We start from the raw sequence: 24,401 nt of genomic DNA on the forward strand, positions 1-24,401 counted from the left end.
GCACCGGACGCCGCCGGGTCACCGGACGGTCACCCCCCACAGGGTGAGCAGGTAGCGGCGGATCAGGAAGATGATGATCAGCGCGGGGACCACCATGAAAAATCCCCCGGCAAACCGGAAGGGCAGAGGGGCGCCGGCGCCCAGCACCGAGTCCACGATGAGGGCGGGCAGGGTGCGCCGGTCCAGGGTCAGGATGGTGGCAGCAAACACCTCGTTCCAGGAGAGGACGAAGGTGAAGATGGCCGCCGCCGCCAGGCCCGGCGCCGCCATGGGGAGGGTCACCCGCAGGACGGCCTGCGCCCGACTGCTGCCGAGGGTCAGGGCGGCCTCTTCCAGCTCGTAGGACACCCCCGCAAAGACGCTGGTGACGATGGCGGTGACGAAGGGGACGCTGAGGGCCGTGTGGACCGCGGCCACCCCCACCACCGTGTCGTACAGCCCCCACCGGATGAACGCCACCGCCAGGGGCACCGACAGGACCGTGGCGGGGAACATCTTCACCGACAGGATCAGCAGCTGCAGCGCCTCGCGACCCCGGAAGGCGTAGCGGGCCAGGGCGTATCCCGCCGGCGCCGCCAGGGCCAGGGACAGGGCGATGGTCAGGACCGCCACCTGCACGCTGCGCAGCGTCGCCGGCCACACGCCGGTGGACCGCAGGAAGAACGCCAGCGTGTCCAGCGAGAACCGGGACGGCCACAGGGGCCGCGGCCACTGGTACAGCACCTCCCGGGGGGTGAACGCCGCCAGGGTGATGAGCAGGAGCGGCAGGGCCACCCAGGCGGCGATGGCCAGGACGGCGGCGTAGACGGCCACCCGCCGCAGGGTCACGCCCGCCCCTCCCCCGCCCGGGGCGCCAGCCCCCGCAGGTACACCCAGGTGACGGCGCCCGACAGCAGGAGGATCAGGACCGCGTAGGCGCTGGCCACCTGCGGGCTGCGGTACAGGGCGTACCAGAAGTAGGCCTCTCCGGCCAGGACGGGCACCTGCCGGCCGGCCAGGGCGACCACGGTGGCGAACAGCTGGAACGCCAGGATGGTGCGGATGATCAGCGCGGTCTGGAGGCTGGGGCGCAGCAGGGGCAGGATCACGTGCCGCAGCGTCTGCCAGGGCCCGGCGCCGAACACGGCGGCGGTTTCCGCGTAGTCCCGCGGGATCAACTGCAGCCCCGCCAGGAGGATGACCATCACGATGGCCGTGGCGCGCCACACCTCGGCGGCGACGATCGCGGCCAGGAGCCACCCGGGCCGCTCCAGGGTCAGGAACACCACCGGGTGCGCGATCACCCCCAGGGTCTGCAGGAGGGCGTTGAGATAGCCCCGTTCGGTGAAGATCGACAGCCAGATCAGCCCGGCCGCCAGGTCGGAGATGCCCAGGGGCAGCGCCGTCAGGTACAGGAACGCCCCGTGGCCCCGGAAGCGGGCGTGCACCAGCAGGGCGATGGCCAGGCCCAGGGCCACCTGCAGGGGCACCGCCAGCGCGGTGATGACCAGCGTGAACCGCAGCGCGGGGCGGAAGTACAGGTCGGCGGCCATGCGCCGCAGGTGGGCCGGGGTCAGCCCGCCCGCCGGATCGTCCACGGCCAGCCAGATGGCCTGAGCCATGGGATAGAGGAAGAACACCGCGAGAAACAGCACCACCGGCACCACCAGCAGGTACGGGGTCCAGTCCACCCGCGGGCGGGCCGGCGCGGCGGAGAGGTCGGCATCAGCCACGGCCATGGTCCGGGGAACCGGGGCGGGGCGGCCGGTCGGCCGCCCCGCCCCGGCGGTCAGGCCCTCAGTCGGGCACGCACGGCCGCTCGGGAGGGTCGGGCGGCGTGCAGGGCGCGTTGGTGGCCCGGTACAGCTCGGCCAGCTTGGCGGCCTGCTCGTTCAGCACCCGCGGAATGTCCTCCCCCTGGATGGCGATGCGGCGGAAGGTGTCCACGTAGATGGGCACAAACTCGCCGGTCCGCGCGCCCAGGCCCACCGGCAGCAGCGCCGTCCGCGCGTCCCGGGCGCCGGCCTGGGCCGCCACGCCGTCGGCCACCACCTTCAGGCCGCCGGTGGGCGTGGCGCGGGCGGCCTCCGGAGAGACCGGGAAGAAGGCCACGCCCTGCAGGGTCAGGACCTGGGTGTCCGGCCGGGTGAGGTACTCGATCAACCGCTCACCCAGGTCGGGGTTGTCGGCCGTGCGGGGGATGGCCAGGCCCACGATGACCGAGATGAACGACCTGCCCCGGGGGCCTGCGGGCGAGGGCAGCACCACGAAGTCGTCGGGACGCTCCCGCAGGGCCGGAATCAATCGCGCGGTGTGGTCCCACGCCACCCACACCTCGCCCAGCAGCAGGGGCTCGGACATGAACTCGTAGACGAACGACGAGGGGTGGGTGACGCCCCACAGGCGGCGCAGGTACCGCCACATCTCCACCGCCTCGGGGGAGCGGAACCGCTTGACCTGCGACCCGGTGAACGACGGGTAGGCGTACCCGTGCAGGAAGCGGCCGTACAACCCCCGGGGGCCCACCGGGAACCCCACCCGCCGCTGCCCGGTGGCCTGCCGGATGTTCTCGCCCCACTGGAGCAGGTCGTCGTAGGTCATCCGCATCGGGTCCCGGCCCGCCGGAAAGTGCCGCAGGGCTTCCTTGCGGGCGGCGATCAGGTAGGTGGCCTGCATCCAGGGAACGAACGCCTGGATGCCCTCCATGCGGGCCACCCGCAGGAGGTCGGGAAAGAAGGTGCGGTCTCCGCGGGCGTCCAGGCGGCGCTGCACCTCGGCCATGTCCCGGATGGCGTTGTTGGCGATGAACACCGGGAAGATCCCGTGCAGGGTCCCGGTGACGTCGATGGTCCCCCGGCCGGCCCGGGCCTCGGCCAGCAGCCGGTCCACGTACGGCCCCTCACTCTCGGTGACGAACTGGACGCGGATGCCGGTCTCCTGGGTGAAGCGGGCCAGCAGGGTGTTCCGCGCCCACTCCTGCTCCTGGATGGGTGTGAGCTGGTTGGAGGTGAAGACCACCTCGGGGGCCGGGGCGGACACGCCCGCTCCGGCGGCACCCAGGGAGGCCACCACCAGTACGACACACGCCGACAGGATGCGCATCAGGTCACCTCCTGAGGGTGGGTCACTGCCGGACATCCCGTGGGTCGCACCCCCCTTCCCGCTCCCGGACGGATTCAAAAGGGACTGACGGCGGCGGTCAGTCCCTCTGCCAATGCCTTCTGCCTCGACCGCGATATGCAGTTGTCCGACACCGGAAAAGGTACTTCGGCGGGCGGCCGTCGGCGGTCCTGCTCGCGCCGGGGAGAGAGGCCACCCCGGCGGGATGGTGGGCGGTGCAGGACTTGAACCTGCGACCTCATCCATGTCAAGGATGCGCTCTGGCCACCTGAGCTAACCGCCCGCGCGGACTCATTATAGCCGGAACCGCCGGCGGGGGGCTACCGGTATCCCCTCCCCGCCCACCGCTCCAGCCCCCGCACACCCAGAGACCCCAGCAGGGTCATGATCAGGTACAGCAGCGCCACCATGTTGAAGGTCTCAAAGGAGCGGAAGGTGCGGGCGTTGAGCAGCTGGCCCGAGTAGGTGAGCTCCTGGACCGACAGCACCGACGCCAGGGACGAATCCTTGAGCATGGCCACAAAGTCATTGCCCAGCGGCGGCAGGATCACCCGCACGGCCTGGGGGAGGATGACAAAGCGCATCGCCTGCCAGGACGACATCCCCAGCGACCGCGCCGCCTCCCACTGGCCCCGGGGAATCGACTCGATGCCGGCCCGGTAGATCTCGGCGAGGTAGGCTCCGTACCCGATCCCCAGACCCAGCGACGCCCGCACGATGTCATTGCGGAACCAGCGGATCCCCGTGGCGTCGGCCAGGACCGGGGTCACCACGAAACCGATGTAGATCAGCTGCACCAGCAGCGGGACGCCGCGGACCACCTCCACGTACAGCCGGGCCGGCGTGTAGAAGAGAGGGTTGCGGGAGAGCTGGCCCAGCGCCGCCACCAGGCCCAGGGCCATGGCCAGGCTGTAGGCGGCCACGGCCACCTCGAGGGTGAGCACGATCCCCGGCGCCAGGAAGCGGTAGGTTTCGACGTACACCGGCGACCGGAGGATCCCCGCCAGGGCCAGCAGCCCGCCGGCCAGCAGGACCACCGCCCACCAGGGAGCCCGCTCGAGGGCGGCCAGGGACACCAGCCTGCCCTGGCCGGGCAGCCGGGGGGCCTCGGCGGGAGCGGGAGTCATGGGCATCTACCAGGACGGGGGAGGTGTTCCCTCCCCCGCCCTGGCGTGCGTCGGTCCGGTTCCGGTTACTGGGTGGGCTTCCACTCCACGAACCACTTCTGGTACAGCCGGTCCAGGGTGCCGTTCTCCCGCAGGACCTTCAGGGCGGCGTTGAAGGCGCTCTGCAGCTCCACGTCGCCCTCCCGCACCACGATGCCCAGGCCCTCGCTGGTGAGGGGCTCGCCCACGATCTTCAGCTTGTCGGGATTGGTGCCCATGTAGCCCGAGGCGCCGGTGTTGTCGATGATCACCGCGTCGACGTCCTTGTTCAGCAGCGCCCGGACCGCCAGGTCGAAGGTGGGGTACCGCTTGACCTCCTTGATCTTGCCCTCCTTCTGCAGCTGGGACGCCAGCTCGTCGTTGGTGGTGCCCCGCTGCACCGCCACCAGCTTGTCCGCCAGGTCGCCGACCCCGCTGATCCGGGTCTCGTCGGCCCGCACCAGGATCACCTGCCCCACCTGGATGTAGGGCTCGGTGAAGTCCATGGTCTTGTCCCGCTCGGCGGTGATGGTCACCCCCGAGATCACCGCGTCAAAGTCGCCCTTCTGCAGGGCCGGGAAGATCCCGTCCCAGGCCACACTCTTGATGTCCACCTTGCAGTTGGCCAGCTCGCAGATGGCCCGGATCAGGTCGATGTCGTAGCCGATGATGTTCTTGTTGGCGTCCAGCATTTCAAACGGCGGGTAGGTGGCGTCGGTGGCCACCCGGATGGTCCGCCCGCCCAGGTCGGGGACCTGCGCCGCCGGCGGCGGCGCCGGCGCCGGGGCCTGGGCCTGCCGGCGCTGGCAGCCCGCCACCGCGAGCACGACGGCGGCCGCCACGGCGGCCAGGATCGCCCACCGGACGCGGAACGCATGCCTCATGGGGCTCCCTCCTTGGCCTGTGGGGGTCTCGCACCCTCTCCGCCCCCTAACTTCTCTTCACCGCCACCGTCTCCTTCCCGAGGAGGACCTGACCGTCGCCGATGGAACACTCTCCCCCGGCCCGGAGGCGCCGTCGCTCGATGCGGCGCCGGGCGGGATGCGCTCTGCCATGGGCATGGGACGCTACATTCTGGCGCGGGCCGCCCTGGCCGTCCCCATGCTGGGGGTGCTGCTGACGCTGGTCTTCGTGATCCTCCGGGTCATGCCCGGGGACCCCTGCGTGGCGCTGCTGGGCGGCCGCAACGTCACCCCCGAAACCCTGGACCGGTGCCGGCAGGCGCTGGGGGTGGACCAGCCCATCCACGTGCAGTACGTCCGCTACCTGGAGGACATCCTCCGCGGGAACCTGGGGACGTCCATCCGCACGGGGCTGCCGGTGCTGCAGGAGCTCCTGCTGCGGATCCCGGCCACCATCGAGCTGGCGCTGGGGGGCATGGTGGTGGCCACCGCGCTGGGGCTGGTCACCGGCGTGTACGCGTCCCTGCACAGCGACCGGCCCCTGGACCACGGGCTGCGCCTGTTCAACGTGGCGTCGTTCGCCATGCCGGTGTTCTGGATCGGCCTGATGCTGGTGCTGCTGCTCAGCGTGCGCTGGCGGCTGTTTCCGGTGGGGGGGAGGCTGGATCCGGTGGCGGCGGCCACCTTTGAGCCGATCACCCACTTCTACCTGCTGGACACCCTGCTGCGGGGCGACGTGGCCCTGTTCGTGGACGCGCTGCGCCACCTGGCGCTGCCGGCCCTGACCCTGGGATTCGTGGTCAGCGGCTTTATCGGGCGCATGACCCGGGCCAGCATGCTGGACGTTCTGGACAAGGAGTACGTCACCGCCGCCCGGGCCAAGGGGTTGCGGGAGCGGGTGGTGGTCCTGCGCCACGCCCTGCGCAACGCGCTGATTCCCATCGTCACGGTGGTGGGCCTGCAGTTCGCCCTGCTGATGGCCGGCGCCATCCTCACCGAGACCGTGTACAGCTGGCCGGGCGTAGCCCGCTACCTGATCGCCAGCATCGAGGCGCGGGACTTCCAGGCCATCCAGGGCACGGTGGTCTTCATCGCCATCTTCATCTCGGCCATCAACCTGCTGGTGGACGTCCTCTATGCCCGCCTGGACCCCCGGATCCGGTTCTAGCCCGGCGCCGGACGCCCTCTCCCGCCCCCGGCGCCGGGGGCCGCTCTCCCGCCACTACCTGCTCCTGGCGGGCAGCGTCCTGGTGGCGGCGTTTGTCGCGGTGACCCTCCTGGCTCCGGTCCTGGCCCCCTACGATCCCACCGCCCCCACGCCGGGCGGCCGCCTCGCCCCGCCCAGCCGCCAGCACCCCATGGGCACCGACCAGCTGCACCGCGACGTCCTGAGCCGGGTGCTGTACGGCGGCCGGGTGCCGCTGATGGTGGCCGCGCTGTCCTGCGCGGCCTCCCTGGCGGTGGGGACCCTCCTGGGCTGGATCTCCGGGTACGCGGGCGGCCGGGTGGACCGGGTCCTGTCGCTGGTGATGGACGCCATCTACTCGTTTCCGGCGCTCATCCTCGCCATCGCCATCGTCGCCATGCTGGGGCCGGGCCTGACCAACATGGTCCTGGCCATCTCGTTCGTCTACATCCCCGCCTACTTCCGGGTCGCCCGGGGACAGGTCCTGGTGGTGCGGGAGCAGGACTTCGTGGAGGCCGCCCGCGCCCTGGGCGCCAGCCGCGCCCGGATCCTGCTGCGCCACATCGCCCCCAACACCCTGTCGGCGGTGATGACGGTCCCGTCGTTCAACATCGCCGACGCCATCCTCACCGAGGCCGCCCTGTCCTTCCTGGGGTTCGGGCTGCCACCGCCCACCCCGGACTGGGGGTTTGACATCCAGAACGGCCAGCGGATGCTGCAGGCCGGCTTCTGGTGGCTGATCACCTTCCCCGGGCTGATGATCATCCTCGTGTCGCTGGGGTTCGGCATGATCGGCGAAGGGCTCAACGACCTCCTCAATCCCCGCCGGCGCCGCCGGATCGCCTGAGCGGAGGTCGGCGCGGCAGGAGGGCGGGTGCGGGGTCACGTAGGTGAAGGGGGGAAGGAGATCCCACGTTCGGGAGGGGGTGACGTATGAGGCGCGTGTGCGCGGCCGCCGCCGTGATGGCGGTGGCGGCCCTGGCGTGGTCTGTGGCCCCGGGGGCCACGGCGGCAACGCCCCGGGATACCCTCGTGATGGGCACCACCGACCGCATCACCGAGCTGTCCCCCGAAAACTCCTACGACTACTGGACCTGGCACGTGTTCCAGCAGGTGGCCGAGGGCCTGGTGACGTTCCCGCCGGGCTCCACGGTGGTGGGGCCCCGGCTGGCGGAGAGCTGGACCGTGTCCCCCGACGGGAAGGTCTACACCTTCCGCCTGCGCAGCGGGGTGCTGTTCACCGACATGACGCCGTTTGACGCCGACGCCGTCAAGTGGTCCCTGGAACGGGCCCTGCGGCTGAACGGACCCGAGGGCGGGGTGGGCCTCATCATGAACATCCAGAAGGTGGAGGCCCTGGATGCCCGCACGGTCCGGATCACCCTCAAGGAGGCCGACGCCACCTTCCTGGCGCGCATGACCGACCCCATCGCGCCGGCGATGATCTTCAGCCCCAAGTCCACGCCCGCCAACGAGTTCGCCCGCGGGCGGTTTGCCGGCACGGGCCCCTACATGCTGACCCAGTACGTGCCCGACCAGCGGACGGTGTACGAGGCCTTCCGCAGCTACTGGGGCCCCCAGCCCCGCAGCCGCCGGGTGATCACGGTGTTCTTCGCCGACGAGTCGTCGCTGACGGCCGCGGTGGAGTCGGGCCAGGTGGACGTGGGCTTCCGCAGCTTCAACCCCGAGACCCTGCGGCGCCTGCGCACCAACCCCAACCTCCAGGTCCTGCAGGGGCCCAGCCTGTCGGTGCGCTACATCGTCTTCAACGTGCGGGCCAAGCCCTTCGACAACCCCAAAGTCCGCCAGGCCATCGCCTACGCCGTGGACCGGGAGCGGATCGCCCGGGATGTCTTTGGCGGCATCAACACCCCCCTGTACAGCATGGTGCCGCCGGGGCTGTGGAGCCACATCCCGGCGTTCCCCCGCCGGAACCTGGACCGGGCGCGGGCGCTGCTGCGGGAGGCGGGGTACTCGTCGGCCAACAAGCTGCGGATCACCCTGTGGCTCACCCCGGTGCGGTACGGGGCCACCGAGCCCGACGCGGGCGCGGTGGTCAAGCGGGCCATCGAGGAGACCGGCCTGGCCCAGGTGGAGATCAAGACCCAGGAGTGGGCCACCTACACCAAGTCCATGAGCGCCGGGGAGTTCGGCATGTTCTTCCTGGGCTGGTTCCCCGACTTCGTGGACCCCGACAACTTCCTGGCGCCGTGGCTCACGGAGTCCCCGGAGTCCCTGGGCACGTTCCTGAACAAGGCCACCAGCGCCGCTGACCAGCAGACCTACCGGCGCTTCGTGCAGCTGCTGACCGACGCCAAGAAGACCACCGACCGTCAGGTGCGCACGCAGCTGTACCAGCAGGCCCAGCGGCTGCTGGCGGAGACCGCCATCCTGGTCCCGCTGTGGAGCAACAACGTCCAGGCCTTCGCCGTGGCGCAAAAGAATGTGCGGGGCATCGTCCTGGACGGGACCATGAACTTCCGGACCTGGCTGGTGTACAAGGAGTGACCCGGCCGGGGACGGGTGCCGCGCGGGAGCCGGGCGGGACGCCGCCCGGCTCCCGGCACTTCAGGCCTCCAGCACCTCCGGGTTCACCGGCGTGGGGGGACGGCGGCCCTGCAGGACCGCCACCAGGTTCTCCGCCGCCAGGGTGGCCATCCGGGTGCGGGTGGGCACGCTGGCGCTGGCGATGTGGGGCGCCACCGCCACGTTGTCCAGCCGCAGCAGCGGGTCGTCGGGCGGCACCGGCTCCACCTCGAAGACATCGATGCCGGCGGCGAAGATGCGCCCGGTGGCCAGGGCCTCGGCGAGCGCCCGCTGGTCCACCACCGGCCCCCGGCTGGTGTTCACGAACACCGCCGTGGGCTTCATCAGGGCGAACTGCGCGGGGCCGATGAGGTGGCGGGTCTGGGGCGTCAGCGGCACGTGGACGCTGATGATGTCCGCCTCCCGCAGGACGTCGTCCAGCGGGGCGTAGGCGATTCCCAGGGTCTGCTCGAGGTCCTGGCGGCGGACCACGTCGTAGTACAGGACCCGCATGGCGAACCCCTGGGCCCGGCGGGCCACCGCCGACCCGATGCGCCCCAGGCCCACCAGGCCCAGGGTGGCGTGGTGCACGTCCTGGCCGGCCAGCAGCATCGGCTCCCAGGTCTTCCAGCGGCCGGCTCGGGTGAACCGGTCCGCCTCCACCAGGCGGCGGGCCGCCGCCAGGATCAGGCAGAAGGCGAAGTCGGCGACGGTCTCGGTCAACACCTCGGGGGTGTTGGTCACCACGATCTTCCGGCGGGTGGCTTCCGGCACATCGATGTTGTCGTAGCCCACCGCGAAGTTGGCCACGACCCGCAATCGGGGAGCCGCGTCCATGACCTGGGCGTCGATGCGGTCGGTCAGCAGGCTCAGCAGGCCGTCCACCTCGGCGACCTCCCGCAGCAACACGTCGCGGGGAACCGGCTGGTCTTCCCGGTCCCAGAGGGTGACGTCGGCCACGGACCGCAACAGGTCCAGGGCAGGCTGGGGAATCCGTCGCGTCACGTAAACGCGAGGGCGGCTCACGGATCACCTCCTGTGGTGAGGACGCGGGTGAGTGCTACGACCCGTCGGGCCCGTCTTCCTGCGTGCGGGCGCGACCGGACCGGGACTCTTACCCCGGGGACAGCAGGTCGGCTACGGGGATGCGGATGAGCACATCCGGGGGCAGGAGGGCCGCCAGGCGGTGTTCCCGGGCCCGGTGGATCACGGGCTCCAGGGCGCCGTCCAGGCCGCTGAGGGTGTCCACCACGACCACCCCCGCCTCCCGGACCTCGGGAGGCACCGGCTGGTCGCACACCAGTACCGGTACCACCGGCCATCCCTGGTGCGTCAGGCGCGCGGCGGCGTCCTGCAGGCCCGCCACGTCGGCGGGATCGGGCATTCCCTCCCGCACCCGGAAAACGACGACCGTCCCGCCCAGGCAGGCCGCGCCGTCCACCGGGCCGCCCCCCGCGTGCACCGCGACTTCTTCGGCGCCGGCGCGGCGCAGCGCCGACTCCACCAGGCCCACCACCGCCTGCCGGTCCGGCGGATGCAGGGCGACTTCCGTGAGGAGGTAGGCCGTGTCCCGTTCTTCGTCCCCCACCCGGGCGCCGCAATGCGGGCAGAGCACATCCAGGGAGGCGTAGGTGGCGATCTCGTTTGCCCGGGGGGAGGCGGCCAGCCACTGTCCCCCCTGGCGGCAGATGACCACGTGCCAGCGGTCCACCGCCCCGACCGCCACCAGCCGCTCCAGGGTCTCCCGGACCGTCTCCGGCGGCCGGTCGTTCAGCAGGGAGGGTGCCCGCGACGCGAGCACGGCGGGGCGGCCGCGAAAGGCGGGCTGACGGCGCAGCGCGGCCAGGACCTGCTCGGAGACGGGATCGCGCGGCAGGGAGATCATTCCCCCGTTGGGGGTCAGGCGCAGGGCGGTGAGGACGTCCCGGCGGAAGCGCTCCGCCACCGGCTCTCCCTCCGCCGGCGCCTCGACCAGCCGTCCCTCCACGGCCCCGTCCAGATGCAGCCGGGTCGCCGTCAGGACCTTCCGGACCGCCTGCTGATCCCTCCCGACCACCACCATCCGCAGGATCTTCGGCGAATGCAGGACCAGCAGGAGGCGTACCCCGGGGTGGGCCGGCGGGATGAAGACGTCCGTGAAGGGGTCACTGCGGAGCACAGGACGGCGCGCCGGCCCCGGGCGGGCAAACCGGGTGACGGCCTCCTGGACGCCGGCCAGCAGGCCCTGGTAGCCGCTGTCCACCAGGCGGGCGCGGATGGCGGCGAGGACCTCCGGCTCCCAGGCGGGTCGCTGGAAGTCGACGCGCTCGACGTACATGGGGCGGACCGGCGCACAGAGCGCCTACAGAGGCCTATTCCCCGGAGAGGGCGCGCACAGACGGGCTCTGGCACGCTTTGTGCCTCCCGCAGGAGGGGGCAGACCCGCCCTCCGGCGGAGGAGATCCCCGGGCAGGACAGCCAAAGTGCTCTCCATGATGATCGGCCGCACCGGACGGCTGCTCGTCGCCGAAGACGACGAGAGCCTGCGCAATCTGCTGGTCCGGTACTTCGCGTCCCTGGGGCACACGGTCGATGCCTGTGCCGACGGGGCCACGGCGATCGCCCGGGTGGCCACCACCGCCTACGATGTGATCATCACCGACATCCTCATGCCGGGCGCCGGAGGCCTGGAGGTGATGCGGGCTGCCAAAGCGGCCGATCGGTTTGTGGAAGTCGTCATCCTCACCGGCGCCCCCGACCTGTCCACCACCGTCCGGGCGCTGCGGGAGGGGGACGCCTTCGACTACATCCTCAAGCCCTTCCCCAACGTGGAAATCCTGCGGGCCACCGTGGACCGGGCCCTGGAACGCCGCCACCTCCGGCAAGAGAACGAGCGCCTGGCCCGGGAACTGCGCCAGTTCCAGGCCACCGATCCCCTGACCGGCACCCTCAACCGCCGGGCGTTCTTCGATCAGGGGGAACCGCTGCTGGCCCGCGCGGTCCGCCACCAGGAACCGCTGTCCCTGATCATGGTTGACCTGGACGGGTTCCGGGACGTCAACGAGCGCCTGGGACCCACGGTGGCCGATGCGGTCCTCGCCCGGTGCGCCCAGATCTGCCGCGAGCAGCTGCGGGCGGAAGACCTGCTGGCGCGGTACTGGGCCGACAAGTTCGTGTGCCTGTTGCCGGTCACCGGCCTTTCCGACGCCGCCCTGGTGGCGGAGCGGATCCGCTCGGCCATCGCGGCGGCCCCCCTGTCCGCCGACGGACAGGCGATCCCGGTCCGGGCCAGCGCCGGTGTGACCTCCCGTCAGGCGGCCGACCGGTCCCTGGACACCCTGGTGCGCCGCGCCGAGCGCGCCCTGCGCCGGGCCAAAGAGCGCGGCGGCAACCAGGTGTGGACGGAGGGGTAGGTCACTCGAACTCGCGGGCCGGCGGGCGGGCCAGCCGCTCTTCAACGAGCAGCGCGTACTCCCGCGCCGCCCGCTCCGGCGATGCGCCCAGCATGCCCAGGAGGCACTCCGTGGTCACCCACCCCCGGACCTCCGGCCGCAGGTACAGGAGGTGGCTGGACCAGGGGTAGTCTTCGGGGCGACTGACCAGCCCCGCCCGAACCGGGTTCAGGTGGATGTAGGTCACCGCCTCCAGCAGGTACGCGTCCCGATCGCACGGTTGGGACCAGAATCGGTCGGTGAAGACATGCCCCCGGGTTCCGTGCCGGCGGTTGAGTCCCTGCGCGTAGACCTGGAGGACGCGCTGCATCAGGAGGGCCAGGGGCACGTCGGACACCTCCACCACCAGGTGCGCGTGGGTGCTCATCAGGCAGAAGGCGTGAACCCGGGCGCGGAAGGCCGGAAGGTATCGCCGCAGGGAGGCCACAAAGGCCTCCCGGTCGACGTCGTCCGCGAACAGCGCGGTCCCCCGAGTTGCCGTGGCTCCCACGTGGAAGAATGCGTGCAGAGGCGCCACCCGCGGCTTTCTGGCCACCAGCTCACCACGACCCTCCCACCAATCGGTACCGCGGCCACCGTACCGCCTTTCCCGGTCGGCCACCATGCCCCAACCGAGCCACTGCCCCCTGCCCCCTCGGGGTCTGTCCCCATCGGGGTCTGTCCCCGGTCCAGGCGGATGGGGTCTGTCCCCGCCGGGGACAGACCCCAGAAGTCGGCTACCAGCGATCGTGGTGGACCAGCGATTCCAGCGGCCGGCGGCGGTACCGGGGAGGGCGTTCGGCGGGATACCCCACGGGAATGAGGCCTACCGGCAGGACGTGGGGTGGCAGTCCCAGGACGTCCCGCACCGCGTCGTCGTCGAACGCGCCCACAAAACAGGCCCCCAGGCCTTCGTCCACCGCCCCCAGGAGGATCAGCATGCTGGCGAACGCGGCGTCGACGATACTGTACCGCCGCACGCCGCGCTCACCGTACCGGGCGGCGCTGCGCCGGGTGTCGGCGCACACGGCCAGGACCACCGGAGCGGCCCCCACCCAGGTCTGACCCCAGGCGGCCTGAACCAGCCGCTGGCGCACCGCGGGGTCCCGGACCACCACGAACTCCACCGGCTGGGTAAAACCGGCGCTGGGCGCCCGGTGGGCATACTCCAGCAGGCGCCGCACGGTGGCCTCCTCCACCGGCCGGGACAGAAACGCTCGAACCATGCCGCGTCGGCGGACCACCTCGGCGAACTCCACGACCGCCTCCCCCCTCAGGGATACAGCCAGCGGTAGATACCGTACGTCTGCATCACCCGCTGCACGTAGGCCCGCGTCTCCGCGTACGGAATGCTCTCCACAAACACGTCCGGATCGTTTCGGGGACCGCGGGACCAGCGCCCCGCCGCGGCGGGACCCGCGTTGTAGGCGGCCAGAGCCAGGATCAGGTCGCCGCCGAACCTCCGCACCATCGCCCCCACATACGCGGCCCCCAGGTCAATATTGACAGCGGGATCCATCAGCTGGCGCAGGTCGACCGGTCGGCCCGCCGTGGCCTCCGCGGTCGCCGGGATGATCTGCATCAACCCCACCGCCCGCGCCGGGGAGACGGCCCGGGGATCGAACCGGCTCTCCTCCCGCATGACCGCCAGCACCAGGTACGGATCCACGCGATGCCGGCGGGCGGCGGCCTGGACCTCCTCCCAGAAGGCGCGGGGATACGCCGCCTCCCACACATCCCGATCCGCCGCCGGGCCCCCCGCCAGCGCCGCAGGCACCAGGGAGGACGCCGCCTCCAGGGCCCCCTTCGCATCTCCCGCCACCGACGCCAGCCACGCCTCCGCGGCGGCCAGTTCCCTGGCCTGCGATGGCGACAGGGCTGTGCCGGCCCGCCGAGCCCGCACCGCCTCCAGCGCGTCGTCCACGAAGCCCAGCGCGGCCAGCTCCTGGTAGGCGGAGGAGGGCTGGTCGTCGGCAAGGCGCACGGGCGCCGCGCCAGGCGGCGGGGGCGGCGACGGTCGTCCCAGCATCAGCCGCGCCCGCTGGCCGTAGTACGTCAGGGGATACCGGTCCGCCACAGTGCGCCACAGGGCGTCCGCGCGCATCCCCGCCGCCTGCCGCGCCTTGGCCGCCCAGAACAGGCCGGCGGCGGCGCGAGGGGCGCCGTCAAGGTGGTCCGCATACGCCCTGAACAACCGCTCGGCCTCGCCGTACCGGTGCTGCCGGAACGCCAGCCAGCCCAGTCGCCAGCGGGCATCGTCGGCCACTGACGAGGTCGGGTAACGGCGCGCCAGCTCCGTCCACCAGCGGCGAGCCTGGGCGAGGTCGCCGGCGGCCTCGGCGGAGGACGCCAACGACGCCATCGCCCGAGGAGCCCACGGGGTCGCCCCCAACTCCCGGAGCACGCGCACCCAGACGGCCCGGGCTTCCCCACGCCTGCCCCGGGCGGCGAGAGCCCGCCCCATCCAGTACAGTCCGCGGGCCCGCACTCCCGGATCCGCGATCCGGGCGGACTGGCCGAAGGCGTAGACGGCGTCCTCGCCGGGCAGACGCAGCAGGCCCAGCCGGAACCACGCGTCCGCGGCCTGGATTCCGGTCACTCCCCGGTGCAGGGCCGCAACCAGTTCCCGCCGGGCGGCCTCGAATTCCCCCAGGGCGATCAGCCGCCGGGCGCGCGTCAGGCGGGCCTCCACCGGCAGCGCCTCGTCCCCCAGCCCCCTCAAGTGCAGCCAGGCCCGGGCGGCATCGGCCTCGGGGCCGCCTTCGGGATCGCTCCACCCCGCCATGGCATAGGCCCGCACGGCGTCGGCGCGCCGGCCCATCGCCTCCGCTGCCCGACCCCGCAGCCACCACACTCTGACCATCTCCGGACCGGAATCTTCCGGCCGGAACGGGGACAGCATCCGCAGGGCCGCGTCCGGCCTGTCCAGCTGCAGCAGGACCTCGGCCGCCTGCAGCCGGGCGCGGCGGGCCAGAAGACCGTTGCCGCTGGAGACCGCCAGGGACACCAGGCGATCGGCCGCCCCCGCAAGGTCCCCCGACAGCAGAGCCGCCGAGGCCGAGTACCACCGGGCATAATCGGCCAGGGGTGGATGGCCCGCGGCCACGGCGTCGAACTCCGCGCCGGCCGCGGCCGCGTCGCCGGCAGCCAGAGCGCAGTGGCCCAGCAGGTACCGGGCCCGGTATCCCGCGGGGCCCGGATGCCACCGCAGCCGGCGGAGGAGGTCGGAGGCGTCGGCGCACCGCCCGCCCGCCCGCGCCACCACGGCGGGCAGCAGCTCGCGCGGCGGCAGGACCACCCCTCCCGACGCCCGCCCGGCGGCGCAGGACACGGCGGCGACAATCGCACCCGCACAGGCCAACCAGCTCGTGCGCGTCATCGGCCCAGCAGGGCGGCCAGAGTCCGGCGGATGGACGCGGTGAAGTCGTCGATCAGGCGGAGGTCGGGGGGCGGGAGGATCGGATCGCCGACCCGGACGGTCACGCGGGCCGGGCGCGGGACACGCGCCCGCAGGGGGAGCATGCGGGCCAACCCCAGCAACCCCACCGGCACCACGGGCACCTGGGCCCGGATGGCCAGGAAGGCGGCCCCGGGCTGCAGCGATCCCATCCCCGGCTGGACCACCCCGCCCTCCGGAAAGACGACCAGCACCTCGCCGCGGGCCAGGCGGTCCAGACAGGCCTTGACCGCCGCCACATCGGGGGCTCCCCGGCGAACGAAAATGGGATTGAACAGCCGGATCAGCGCAAACAGCACCGGGTAGCGGTCCAGCTCCCGTCCGGCCAGGTACGTGACCCGGAACGGCATCGCCGCCGACAGGACGATCGGATCGATCTCGCTGGCGTGGTTGGCGGTGATGATGAACGGGCCGCGGGGGGGCAGGCGGTCCAGCCCCTCCACCCGCAGCTGCCAGCCCACCCGCAGCAGGGTGCGGAAGAACCAGGCCACGAGCCGATAGCCCGGGCCCATGCGTGTGCCCGGATGGCGTGCGCGCTCACGGGCTCCCGCCGGGTGCATCAGGGACTCCGGTCCAGGCGCACGATGCATTCCACGTGGTAGGTGTGAGGGAACAGGTCCAGGGGCTGCACCACGCTCGCCCGGTACCCGGCGGCGACCAGGACCCTCAGGTCCGGCGCCAGGGTGGTCGGGTTGCAGGACACGTACACCACCCGCGGGGGACCCAGGGCGGCGATCCGCCGCATCACCCGGGCACCCGCCCCGGCCCGCGGCGGGTCCAGCACCACCACGTCCGGCGGCGCGCCGCTCACGATCTCCGGCAGGCGCGCGGCGTCGGCGCAGACGAACCGGGCGTTGGCAATGCCGTTGCTGGCGGCGTTGTGCCGGGCCGCGTCCACCGCGGCGGGCGCCGCCTCCACCCCCACCACCTCCGCCGCCCGGGACGCCAGCGCCAGGGCGAACGTCCCCACCCCGCAGTACAGGTCGGCCACGCGCTCCCGCCCGGACAGCGCGGCGAACTCCACCACCACGTCGAGCATCCGCTCGGCGGCGGCGGTGTTGGTCTGGAAGAAGGTCTGCACGTCCAGCCGGAAGGTCAGCCCGCGCAGGCGCTCGTGGATGAACGGGCGCCCCGCCAGCACCTCGACCCCGGCCACCTCCACCGCATCGCTGCGGGACGGGTTGAGGACGCGGACCACTCCGGTCACGTCGGGAACGGCCCGGCGGACCGCCTCCACCCATTCCCGCGCCTGCGGGAACGGGCCGGGAGTGGTGACCAGCCCCACCAGCATCTCGCCGGTGGCCCGTCCCTCCCGAACCACCAGGTGGCGGGCGAACCCCTGGTGGGTCCGCGGGTCGTAGCAGGGAATCGCCCAGGCCCGCAGGAACTCCCGCGTCGCCTGCAGCACGGCCACCACCCGCGGCGAGGGCAGGTAGCACACCTCCAGGTCCACCACCTCGTCCCACCGCTCGCGCCGGTGCAGCCCCACCCGGCCGGGCGGCGCCAGGGAGAACTCCATCTTGTTGCGGTAGTGCCAGGGCGGCTCGGTCGGGAGGATGGGGCGCACCGGGAGGTCGGTCAGCCCGCCCAGGTGCCGCAGGCTGTCCACCACGATGGCTTCCTTGGCCGCGAGCTGGGCCGGGTAGTCCACGTGCTGCCACAGGCACCCGCCGCACTCGCCGAAGTGGGGGCAGCGGGGCGGGACCCGCGCCGGGGAGGGTTCCTCCACCCCCACCGTCGTCGCCTCGGCGTAGGTCTTCCGCATCCGGCGCAGGCGAGCCCGGACCACCTCGCCGGGGGCGGCGCCGTCGACAAAGACCACCAGGCCGTCCAGGCGGGCGACGCCCCGCCCCCCGTAGCTCAGCCGGTCCACCCGCAGGATGACGTCCTCGCGCGGGGCAGGCATGCCACGCCCATTGTAGCAAGGGCGCGGCCGGAGCGGCCGCGAAGGGGACAGGTGTGGACGCGTACCGGTGCATCATCACCAAACGTGACCTGCGCACCTTCATTGACCGCCCCCTCCCGCCCGAGGTGCTGCGCCGGATCCTCAATGCGGGGCGCATGAGCGGCAGCAGCCGCAACCGACAGCCCTGGCACTTTGTGGTGGTGCGGGACCGGGCCCGCCTCCGGGAGCTGGCCACCTTCGGGCGGTTTGCCCAGCACATCGCCACCGCCGCGGCGGCCGTCGTGCTGGTGGTCGATGACGCGGCCGCCCTGTTTGACGCCGGCCGCTGCGCCCAGAACATCATGCTGGCGGCGTGGGCCCACGGCGTCGCCTCCTGCCCGGCGACCCTCCACCGGGCGGAGGAGGCCAAAGCGTTCCTGGGCGTGCCCCCGGAGCGGGTCCTGGCGGCGGCCATCTCGCTGGGGTACCCTCACCCCCGGGGCCGGGGTCCCATCGAGCGGGCGGCGCTGCGGATCCTGGCCGGCCGGGGCCGGCGCCCTCTGGAGACCCTGGTGTCCTGGGAACGGTACGGCGCCACATCCTCTCCCGTCCCGCCCGTATAATGAACATCGTGCGCCGGATGTGGGGCGGACGCGCGCGGTTCCTGGGCCTGGTCCTGGGCGTGGGGATCCTCCTCGTGGGAGGAACGGTCCATGCCCAGTCGCCGTCGGTTGACCAGCTGCTGGCGCGCCTGTTCGACGGCGAGGGCAAACAGCCGTACGTCCTCACCGCGGACTTCACGGGATCCCTGGTGGTGACGGTCCGGGGCAGCCGGCTGGACGTGCAGGCGGCCGGGACGGTCCTGGAGTGGCGGGGGACCGACGGGGTCCGGCGGCGACGGGTGACCATCCACCGGCTGGACCTGCCGCTGCTGCTGCGGCCGTTCGCGTCCACCCTGCGGCGGACCATCGAGGAGAAGATCGAACGGGAGGCCGACAACCCCGAGACGTTTCACGCCCACGACATCTTCCTGCTGGCCGAACTGCCGGGGCGGCAGTATGTGCTGGCCGGCGTGCACCGCAGCATCGTGGACGACGCCATCGCCCGCTACGGCCAGCCTCGGGACGCCCGCGACGTCGCCACCCGGCGCAAGATCGCCCAGTGGCTGTACACCTCGCCGTCGATGCGGGACTTTCTGGTCCGGCCCGGCCCGCCCTACGCCATCCGGGCCACGGTGGACGACTCCGGCCTGCTCCATGATCTCGTGGTCTCTTACGATTGGGGAGATGTCACCACGACCGTGGGCTACGTGACGATCGGCGGGCAACCGGTGTGGGCCTCGGTCACCGCCGACACCGTCACCATCCTGACCGGCGTCGGCCGGGTAAGCGGCCGCCTGAGCCTGCGCCTGACCAACCACTGCGTCAACTGCCCCACCGCGCCGGGAAGCCCACGCTGAGAGGGAAGAGGGAAAACCCTACTTTTCTTTTCCCCCTCTTCCCTCATCCCTCCACCACCAGCACTGCCGCGCCGGTGATCTCTCCCCGCTTGAGGGCGACCAGCGCGCGGGAGGCTTCCGGCAGGGAAAAAGTCTGGACGTCCACCCGCACCGGAATCCGCGCCGCCAGCTCCAGAAACTCCCGCCCGTCCCGACGGGTGCTGTTGCTGACACTGCGGACGGCGCGTTCCCAGTACAGCAGGCGGTAGTCCAGGGGTGGCAGCGGGTCCAGGTAGACGGCGTTGATGGCCACGGTGCCCCCCCGGCGCAGGCGCCGGAGGGCCTCCACCACCACCCGCCCGGACGGCGCAAACACCACCGCCGCGTCCAGCTCGGCCGGCGGGACGTCGTCGGGCCCGCCCACCCACGCGGCTCCCAGGTCCTCGGCCAGGCGCCGGCGGGCGGGGCTGCGGGTGAAGACATACACCTCGCACCCCCAGTGGCGGGCCACCTGGATGGCCAGGTGCGCCGAGGCGCCGAACCCGAACAGGCCCAGCCGCTCGCCCGGCTGCACCCCCGACACCCGCAGCGAGCGGTAGCCGATGATCCCCGCGCACAGCAGCGGCGCGGCCCGGTCGTCGTCGAAGCCGTCTGGCAGGGGATAGACAAAGTCGGCCCGGGCGATCAGGTAGTCGGCATAGCCCCCGTCCTGGTGGTACCCGGTGAACACCAGGTCCGCGCACAGGTTTTCCTCGCCCCGCCGGCAGTGCGCGCACACCCCGCACGTTCCCCCCACCCACGCCACGCCGACCCGGGTCCCGGGGGCCGGGGCGGTGACGCCCGGCCCGAGGCGGTCCACCACGCCCACCACCTGGTGGCCCAGCACCACGGGCAGACGGACAGGCGGCAGGTCGCCCTCGGCGATGTGCAGGTCGGTGTGGCAGACCCCGCACCGCCGGACGCGGACGCGGACCTGTCCGGGGCCGGGCTCGGGCACCGGCACCTCCCGCATCTCCAGGCGGGCCGAGTCAATGGGCCCGGGAGCGGTCAGGACCACCGCGCGCATGCGTGGTCCCTCCCCGAGGCCTTAGCAGGACACGCCGCGTCCGCGACGCGCAAGGGACCGTCCCGGCGTGTCGCGAACATCGGCCGTGTGCGGGTGTGGTCGGTTGTCGTGCTGGCCCTGCTGAGCGCAGCGTGCGCCCGAACGATGCCCTCTGCCACCCTGGTGGAGTACCGGGATGCCGCCGGGATCTCGGTGCAGTACCCGGCGGGCTGGCAGGCGCGCATCCGCGGGGATGCCACGTGGCTGGTCCCCGCGGACACACCCGGGGATGCCGAGCCGGCGGAATTCATCGTCATCGCCGCACGCCCCACCGGCGGCCCTCCCACCGACGCGATCGTCCGGCGGGAGGTCTTCGGCCTGCTCCCCATCCACGGCGTCTCGGGATTCCAGCCCGACTCCCGCAGCCCCGCAGCGGGACTGTGGTACAAGTTCGAGGTCACCGGCAGTGCCGGCGAGCGGCAGTGGGCGGCCGTGGGGGCCGTGGCGGCCGGGACGGCGCGGCTGGTGATCGTCGCCTGCGCCAAGCCGCTGGAACGGTGGCGGGACGGCCAGAAGGAGTGCGATACCGTCATCCGCTCGCTCCAGCCCGGCCCTTTGGACTGACTCCTCCTCACCCGACGAAGGTCCTGCGCACGCCGCAGGGCCGCAGAATCGCTTGCCTGTCCGGGCCTTTCCCGCCCCCGCCTCCGCGCGGACAGGCGCCTAGCGGACTGTCGGCCCCCCGGGGTCCCGGACGGCCGCGGGGTAGCGCTGCAGCGCCTGGGCCATGCGGGCCAGTCCTTCCCGGATGTTCTCCACGCTGGTGGCGTAGGACAGCCGCAGGTAGCCCTGCCCGTGCTCTCCAAACGCCGTTCCGGCCAGGCAGGCCACTCCCGCTTCGGTCAGCAGGAAGTCGGCCAGCCGACGGCTGTCGGGATCGATGCGGCTGACGTTGGGGAAGGCGTAGAACGCCCCCGCGGGCATGGTGCACGTCACCCCGTCCAGGGCCCGCAGGCCCTCCACGATCACGTCCCGCCGCCGGCGGAACTCGGCCACCATGCGCTCCACCGGTTCCCGGGGACCGCGCAGGGCCGCGATGCCGGCGATCTGGGTGAAGGCGGCCGCGCAGGAGTGGGAGTTGACCATCAGCTGGGTCATCCGGGCCGCCAAGTCCCGGCGCATCACGCCAAAGCCCAGGCGCCACCCGGTCATGGCGTAGGCCTTGGAAAACCCGTCCAGCAGGATGGTGCGCTCTTTCATCCCCGGGATGCTGGCGATGCTGTGGTGGGTGCCCTCGTACATGATCTGCCAGTAGATCTCGTCCGACAGCACGAAGGCCCGGGACCGCTGGACGGCCTCGGCAATCGCCAGCACGTCGTCCCGGGTGAGCACCGAGCCGCACGGGTTGTGGGGGGAGTTGAGGATCACCAGCCTGGTCCGGGGGGTGATCAGCGCCCGCAGCTCGTCGGGATCCACCCGGAAGCCGCGGGACTCCCGCAGGACCAGCGGCCGGGGCACGCCCCCGGCAAAGCGGGCCACCGACTCGTAGATGGGATAGCCGGGATCCGGGTAGATGACCTCATCGCCGGATTCGACCAGGGCCAGGATGGCGAAGAACATGACCGGCTTGCTGCCCGGCGTGATCACCACCTCGTCGGGGTGGACCGGAATCTTGCGGGTCGCCTCCACGTGCTGGGCGATGGCCTCCCGGGCCTCGTACAGTCCCGCCGACGGCGTGTAGTGGGTGTAACCGTCCCGCAGCGCCTTGACGGCCGCTTCCTTGATGTGCTCGGGGGTGTCGAAGTCGGGCTCCCCGATCTCCAGGTGGACGATGGAGCGTCCCTGCCGTTCGAGCTCCCGCGCCCGGGCCAGGACCTCGAAGGCGGTCTCCGTACCCAGTCCCCGCATCCGCGACGCCAGCGGCAGCTCTTCCACGATCCGTCCCCCCTTCCGTCCTGCCGTTCCGCCTTCAGTCTTTCACCTTCACCCGTTACCTTCAATCCTCAGCCTCTTGACCACCCCCGCACGTCGGCCATGCCCCCCTCAACCTTCAACCTCCAACCTTCAACGGTTATTGTTCTGGCCGCGGCACGATGCGCGTTCCCGCCTGTCCGGCCAGGGCTCGGGGGATCTGCTCGGGCGAGGTGATGATCACCTGCCGGCCCCCTCGTTCCAGAAACCGCACCGCTGCCTCGATCTTGGGCCCCATGCTGCCGGGGGGGAACTGCCCCTCCGCCAGGTGGCGCCGGGCCTCTTCCACCGTCAGCACGGCCACCGGCCGCCGGCTCGGCCGCCCCCAGTCCAGGTAGACCGCGTCCACCGCCGTGGAGATCAGCAGCAGCTCGACCCCCAGGACCTGCGCCAGCAGCGCGCTGGCCAGGTCTTTGTCGATCACCGCCTCCACCCCCGCCAGCCGGCCGTCGGGCTGGCGCACCACCGGGATGCCGCCCCCGCCGCAGGCGATCACCACCGCCCCCCGGGCGACCAAGTCCCGGATGACCTCCTCCTCCACGATCTCCACCGGCTGGGGCGAAGGGACCACCCGCCGCCACCCCCGCCCGGCGTCTTCCACCATCCGCCACCCCCGCTCGGCGGCCAGATGTTCGGCCTCAAGTGTGGGGTAAAAGCGGCCGATAGGTTTGGTGGGATGGGAGAAGGCGGGGTCCTGCGGGTCCACCACCACCTGGGTGACCACGGTGGCGACCGGCTTGCGGATCCCCCGCCGGCGCAGCTCGGTGCCCAGGGCCTGCTGGAGCAGGTAGCCGATGCTGCCCTGGGTCTGCGCCCCCAGCACGTCCAGGGGCAGCGGCGGAACCACCCCGGCCGCCAGCTCGCTGCGCAGGAGGTTGAAGCCGACCTGGGGACCGTTGCCGTGGGTCAGGACCACGTCCCAGCCCCGGGCCACCATCTCGGCGATGTGGACGCTGGTCTCCTGCAAGGCGGCGATCTCGCCGGCGACGGTGGGATGGGCTTCGTCTTTGATCAGGGAGTTGCCGCCGATGGCGACGACCGCGACGGGCACCGTGGGCTCCTCGGGATGCCGACCCGGATATGTGTTCGCCGGTCCGGTGGGCATCTCCCTGCGCCCCGGGCACGCCTCTTGCTCCGCACGGGAGCCGAGGGCCTGGAGCAGGCCGTCGGACAGGGCCCATCGAGCAGGCAGAGGTGGCCGAGGACGGACACCCGGGTCGCGCGCCGGATGCGGCGCGTGGGGGTCCGTTCCATCTTCTGGGATTCGGAGTTCCTCGGAAGTTGCAGCTAGCCTGCACCGGCTGGGGGCCGACAGGCCTGCCAGCACTTTCCTGACGGAGAGTCAGTGATGCGAGCCTCCATGCATGTGGCAGGAATCCTGATGGTGGCGCTGTCGGTGGCGGCGCTGGTCGCTCCGGCGCCTCCGACCGCCGCGTCGGCGGGAGGTCAGCGCTACGTGGTGGTCTGGTCGGGCCAGGTCCTGCCGCCGGAGTTTGAGGGCCTGATGGCTTCGGTGGGCGGGCGCATCGTCCACCGGATGGACGAGATCGGTGTGGCGGTGGTGGAGTCCGGCGATCCGGCCTTTGCCGACGCGGTGGCCGGGATCGCGGGCGTGCAGGGAGTCGCCCCGGACCGGCTGGTGGCAGTGGGGGTGCCTGCCGAGGAGATGCCGGTCCTGGAAGGAACAGGCGGAGGTCCGGCGGGGGAGGCACTCTCGCCGGAGGGGGTTAGCCCCGCCGAGGCGCGGTTCTTCCCGGCCCAGTGGAACATGCGCGCGATCGGGGCAGACCGGGCGTGGGCGGCGGGAGTCCTGGGTGACCCCCGGGTCAAGGTCGCGGTCATCGACTCGGGGATTGACTTTATCCACCAGGACCTGCGTCCCCGGGTGGACCAAGCACTCAGCAGAGCGTTCTTCACGGAACCGCTTCCTCCGGGTGCCCCGCCGTACCTGGACGTCTACGGCCACGGCACCCACGTGGCGGGGATCATCGCCGGCAGCGGGTACAACGTGGCCGGCGTGGCGCCCCGGGTGACGCTCATCGCGGTGAAGGTCTCTGGCCGAACCGGGTTCGCCCAGTACGGAGATATCATCGCCGCCATCACGTACGCCGCCGACGTGGGAGCGGATGTGATCAACATGAGCTTCGGCGACGTCCTGGTGAAGCAGGGGCGTGACGACGCCCAGCTGATGGCCGCCCTCAACCGTGCGATGAACTACGCCCACGCCCGGGGGGCGCTGCTGGTGGCGTCCGCGGGCAACAGCGGGATCAACTGGGACCGGACGGCCAACGCGATGAAGATCCCGGCCGAACTGCCCCACGTGGTGGCGGTGTCGGC

At 72.1% G+C, this 24,401-nt stretch carries 23 protein-coding genes and 1 tRNA gene; 8 read left to right on the top strand and 16 right to left on the bottom strand.

Translation table 11 applies throughout. The features are described 5' to 3' along the window. Positions 1-18: 18 nt before the first annotated feature. The 6 genes from RB150_03550 to RB150_03575 all read right to left on the bottom strand — a co-directional run bounded on the left by RB150_03550 (position 19) and on the right by RB150_03575 (position 5,128). Positions 19-828 carry a carbohydrate ABC transporter permease gene (locus RB150_03550; GenBank protein ID MDQ7819617.1) on the bottom strand — a complete coding sequence of 270 codons (810 nt, stop codon included), beginning with the start codon at positions 826-828 and terminating at the stop codon, positions 19-21. Further along, positions 825-1,718 carry a sugar ABC transporter permease gene (locus RB150_03555; protein MDQ7819618.1) on the bottom strand — a complete coding sequence of 298 codons (894 nt, stop codon included), beginning with the start codon at positions 1,716-1,718 and terminating at the stop codon, positions 825-827. The genes RB150_03550 and RB150_03555 overlap by 4 nt, the downstream gene beginning before the upstream one ends. A gap of 58 nt (positions 1,719-1,776) precedes the next feature. Next, on the bottom strand, positions 1,777-3,081 hold the full coding sequence (locus tag RB150_03560; protein MDQ7819619.1) for an ABC transporter substrate-binding protein: 1,305 nt from the start codon (positions 3,079-3,081) through the stop codon (positions 1,777-1,779). A gap of 224 nt (positions 3,082-3,305) precedes the next feature. Further along, positions 3,306-3,382: transfer RNA gene (locus RB150_03565), tRNA-Val, on the bottom strand. A gap of 37 nt (positions 3,383-3,419) precedes the next feature. Beyond that, on the bottom strand, positions 3,420-4,226 hold the full coding sequence (locus RB150_03570; GenBank protein ID MDQ7819620.1) for an amino acid ABC transporter permease: 807 nt from the start codon (positions 4,224-4,226) through the stop codon (positions 3,420-3,422). Positions 4,227-4,291: 65 nt separating this feature from the next. After that, on the bottom strand, positions 4,292-5,128 hold the full coding sequence (locus RB150_03575) for a basic amino acid ABC transporter substrate-binding protein (protein MDQ7819621.1): 837 nt from the start codon (positions 5,126-5,128) through the stop codon (positions 4,292-4,294). Between the two features lie 169 nt (positions 5,129-5,297). On the opposite strand from RB150_03575, the gene RB150_03580 reads away from it, so the two are divergent. The 3 genes from RB150_03580 (at position 5,298) to RB150_03590 (ending at position 8,840) form a co-directional block, all read left to right on the top strand. After that, positions 5,298-6,314 carry an ABC transporter permease gene (locus RB150_03580; protein MDQ7819622.1) on the top strand — a complete coding sequence of 339 codons (1,017 nt, stop codon included), beginning with the start codon at positions 5,298-5,300 and terminating at the stop codon, positions 6,312-6,314. Further along, positions 6,283-7,179, top strand: a complete 897-nt coding sequence (locus RB150_03585) for an ABC transporter permease (GenBank protein ID MDQ7819623.1) — start codon at positions 6,283-6,285, stop codon at positions 7,177-7,179. Before RB150_03580 ends, RB150_03585 begins: the two co-directional genes overlap by 32 nt. Before the next feature lie 86 nt (positions 7,180-7,265). Then, a complete protein-coding gene (locus RB150_03590; protein MDQ7819624.1) occupies positions 7,266-8,840 on the top strand; it encodes an ABC transporter substrate-binding protein in 1,575 nt (524 codons plus the stop codon). 60 nt (positions 8,841-8,900) lie between these two features. Here the strand turns inward: RB150_03590 and RB150_03595 are convergent, their stop codons facing one another. Together RB150_03595 and RB150_03600 are read right to left on the bottom strand one after the other, a co-directional pair. After that, positions 8,901-9,884, bottom strand: coding sequence for a D-glycerate dehydrogenase (locus RB150_03595; GenBank protein MDQ7819625.1), 984 nt, complete (start codon positions 9,882-9,884; stop codon positions 8,901-8,903). 88 nt (positions 9,885-9,972) lie between these two features. After that, positions 9,973-11,175 carry a hypothetical protein gene (locus RB150_03600; GenBank protein MDQ7819626.1) on the bottom strand — a complete coding sequence of 401 codons (1,203 nt, stop codon included), beginning with the start codon at positions 11,173-11,175 and terminating at the stop codon, positions 9,973-9,975. Positions 11,176-11,329: 154 nt separating this feature from the next. Between RB150_03600 and RB150_03605 the strand changes: the two genes are divergently transcribed. Further along, entirely contained in the window at positions 11,330-12,250 is a 921-nt protein-coding gene (locus tag RB150_03605; GenBank protein MDQ7819627.1) for a diguanylate cyclase, read from the top strand. Between the two features lies 1 nt (position 12,251). Here RB150_03605 and RB150_03610 read toward each other — a convergent pair whose 3' ends face one another. The 5 genes from RB150_03610 to rlmD form a co-directional block, all read right to left on the bottom strand. Further along, positions 12,252-12,824 carry a transposase gene (locus RB150_03610; protein MDQ7819628.1) on the bottom strand — a complete coding sequence of 191 codons (573 nt, stop codon included), beginning with the start codon at positions 12,822-12,824 and terminating at the stop codon, positions 12,252-12,254. A 181-nt stretch (positions 12,825-13,005) separates the two neighbouring features. After that, positions 13,006-13,527, bottom strand: a complete 522-nt coding sequence (locus RB150_03615) for a nitroreductase family protein (protein ID MDQ7819629.1) — start codon at positions 13,525-13,527, stop codon at positions 13,006-13,008. A 14-nt stretch (positions 13,528-13,541) separates the two neighbouring features. Next, positions 13,542-15,647 carry a transglycosylase SLT domain-containing protein gene (locus RB150_03620; GenBank protein MDQ7819630.1) on the bottom strand — a complete coding sequence of 702 codons (2,106 nt, stop codon included), beginning with the start codon at positions 15,645-15,647 and terminating at the stop codon, positions 13,542-13,544. Further along, positions 15,644-16,237, bottom strand: a complete 594-nt coding sequence (locus RB150_03625) for a lysophospholipid acyltransferase family protein (protein ID MDQ7819631.1) — start codon at positions 16,235-16,237, stop codon at positions 15,644-15,646. The genes RB150_03620 and RB150_03625 overlap by 4 nt, the downstream gene beginning before the upstream one ends. A 47-nt stretch (positions 16,238-16,284) precedes the next feature. Further along, positions 16,285-17,631: a 23S rRNA (uracil(1939)-C(5))-methyltransferase RlmD gene (rlmD, locus tag RB150_03630; protein MDQ7819632.1), complete on the bottom strand. Its 1,347-nt coding sequence runs from the start codon at positions 17,629-17,631 to the stop codon at positions 16,285-16,287. A 53-nt stretch (positions 17,632-17,684) separates the two neighbouring features. Between rlmD and RB150_03635 the strand changes: the two genes are divergently transcribed. Together RB150_03635 and RB150_03640 are read left to right on the top strand one after the other, a co-directional pair. After that, positions 17,685-18,233: a nitroreductase family protein gene (locus RB150_03635; protein MDQ7819633.1), complete on the top strand. Its 549-nt coding sequence runs from the start codon at positions 17,685-17,687 to the stop codon at positions 18,231-18,233. 8 nt (positions 18,234-18,241) lie between these two features. Beyond that, on the top strand, positions 18,242-19,069 hold the full coding sequence (locus tag RB150_03640) for a hypothetical protein (GenBank protein ID MDQ7819634.1): 828 nt from the start codon (positions 18,242-18,244) through the stop codon (positions 19,067-19,069). Positions 19,070-19,112: 43 nt separating this feature from the next. On the opposite strand, the gene RB150_03645 is transcribed toward RB150_03640, so the two are convergent. Beyond that, positions 19,113-20,114: a zinc-dependent alcohol dehydrogenase family protein gene (locus RB150_03645; protein MDQ7819635.1), complete on the bottom strand. Its 1,002-nt coding sequence runs from the start codon at positions 20,112-20,114 to the stop codon at positions 19,113-19,115. 87 nt (positions 20,115-20,201) lie between these two features. On the opposite strand from RB150_03645, the gene RB150_03650 reads away from it, so the two are divergent. After that, positions 20,202-20,717: a hypothetical protein gene (locus RB150_03650; GenBank protein MDQ7819636.1), complete on the top strand. Its 516-nt coding sequence runs from the start codon at positions 20,202-20,204 to the stop codon at positions 20,715-20,717. Between the two features lie 99 nt (positions 20,718-20,816). Here RB150_03650 and RB150_03655 read toward each other — a convergent pair whose 3' ends face one another. Both RB150_03655 and arcC read right to left on the bottom strand, forming a co-directional pair. Then, positions 20,817-22,028 (bottom strand): pyridoxal phosphate-dependent aminotransferase, encoded by a 1,212-nt coding sequence (locus tag RB150_03655; protein MDQ7819637.1) that lies wholly within the window; start codon positions 22,026-22,028, stop codon positions 20,817-20,819. 136 nt (positions 22,029-22,164) lie between these two features. Further along, entirely contained in the window at positions 22,165-23,115 is a 951-nt protein-coding gene (gene arcC / locus RB150_03660) for a carbamate kinase (protein ID MDQ7819638.1), read from the bottom strand. A gap of 297 nt (positions 23,116-23,412) precedes the next feature. Between arcC and RB150_03665 the strand changes: the two genes are divergently transcribed. After that, positions 23,413-24,401, top strand: a 989-nt coding sequence (locus tag RB150_03665) for a S8 family serine peptidase (protein MDQ7819639.1), incomplete at its 3' end; no start/stop codon positions are given.

This window comes from Armatimonadota bacterium (genome assembly GCA_031081675.1).
GTDB classification, from domain to species: Bacteria; Sysuimicrobiota; Sysuimicrobiia; order Sysuimicrobiales; family Kaftiobacteriaceae; genus Calidihabitans; species Calidihabitans tengchongensis.

What these genes read in the sequence shown, in the direction of transcription:
- RB150_03555 (MDQ7819618.1), bottom strand. Translation starts at nt 1,718, where the DNA reads ATGGCCGTGGCTGATGCCGACCTCTCCGCCGCGCCGGCCCGCCCGCGG.
- RB150_03560 (MDQ7819619.1), bottom strand. Translation starts at nt 3,081, where the DNA reads ATGCGCATCCTGTCGGCGTGTGTCGTACTGGTGGTGGCCTCCCTGGGT.
- RB150_03570 (MDQ7819620.1), bottom strand. Translation starts at nt 4,226, where the DNA reads ATGACTCCCGCTCCCGCCGAGGCCCCCCGGCTGCCCGGCCAGGGCAGG.
- RB150_03575 (MDQ7819621.1), bottom strand. Translation starts at nt 5,128, where the DNA reads ATGAGGCATGCGTTCCGCGTCCGGTGGGCGATCCTGGCCGCCGTGGCG.
- RB150_03580 (MDQ7819622.1), top strand. Translation starts at nt 5,298, where the DNA reads ATGGGCATGGGACGCTACATTCTGGCGCGGGCCGCCCTGGCCGTCCCC.
- RB150_03585 (MDQ7819623.1), top strand. Translation starts at nt 6,283, where the DNA reads ATGCCCGCCTGGACCCCCGGATCCGGTTCTAGCCCGGCGCCGGACGCC.
- RB150_03590 (MDQ7819624.1), top strand. Translation starts at nt 7,266, where the DNA reads ATGAGGCGCGTGTGCGCGGCCGCCGCCGTGATGGCGGTGGCGGCCCTG.
- RB150_03600 (MDQ7819626.1), bottom strand. Translation starts at nt 11,175, where the DNA reads ATGTACGTCGAGCGCGTCGACTTCCAGCGACCCGCCTGGGAGCCGGAG.
- RB150_03605 (MDQ7819627.1), top strand. Translation starts at nt 11,330, where the DNA reads ATGATGATCGGCCGCACCGGACGGCTGCTCGTCGCCGAAGACGACGAG.
- RB150_03620 (MDQ7819630.1), bottom strand. Translation starts at nt 15,647, where the DNA reads ATGACGCGCACGAGCTGGTTGGCCTGTGCGGGTGCGATTGTCGCCGCC.
- RB150_03625 (MDQ7819631.1), bottom strand. Translation starts at nt 16,237, where the DNA reads ATGGGCCCGGGCTATCGGCTCGTGGCCTGGTTCTTCCGCACCCTGCTG.
- rlmD (MDQ7819632.1), bottom strand. Translation starts at nt 17,631, where the DNA reads ATGCCTGCCCCGCGCGAGGACGTCATCCTGCGGGTGGACCGGCTGAGC.
- RB150_03645 (MDQ7819635.1), bottom strand. Translation starts at nt 20,114, where the DNA reads ATGCGCGCGGTGGTCCTGACCGCTCCCGGGCCCATTGACTCGGCCCGC.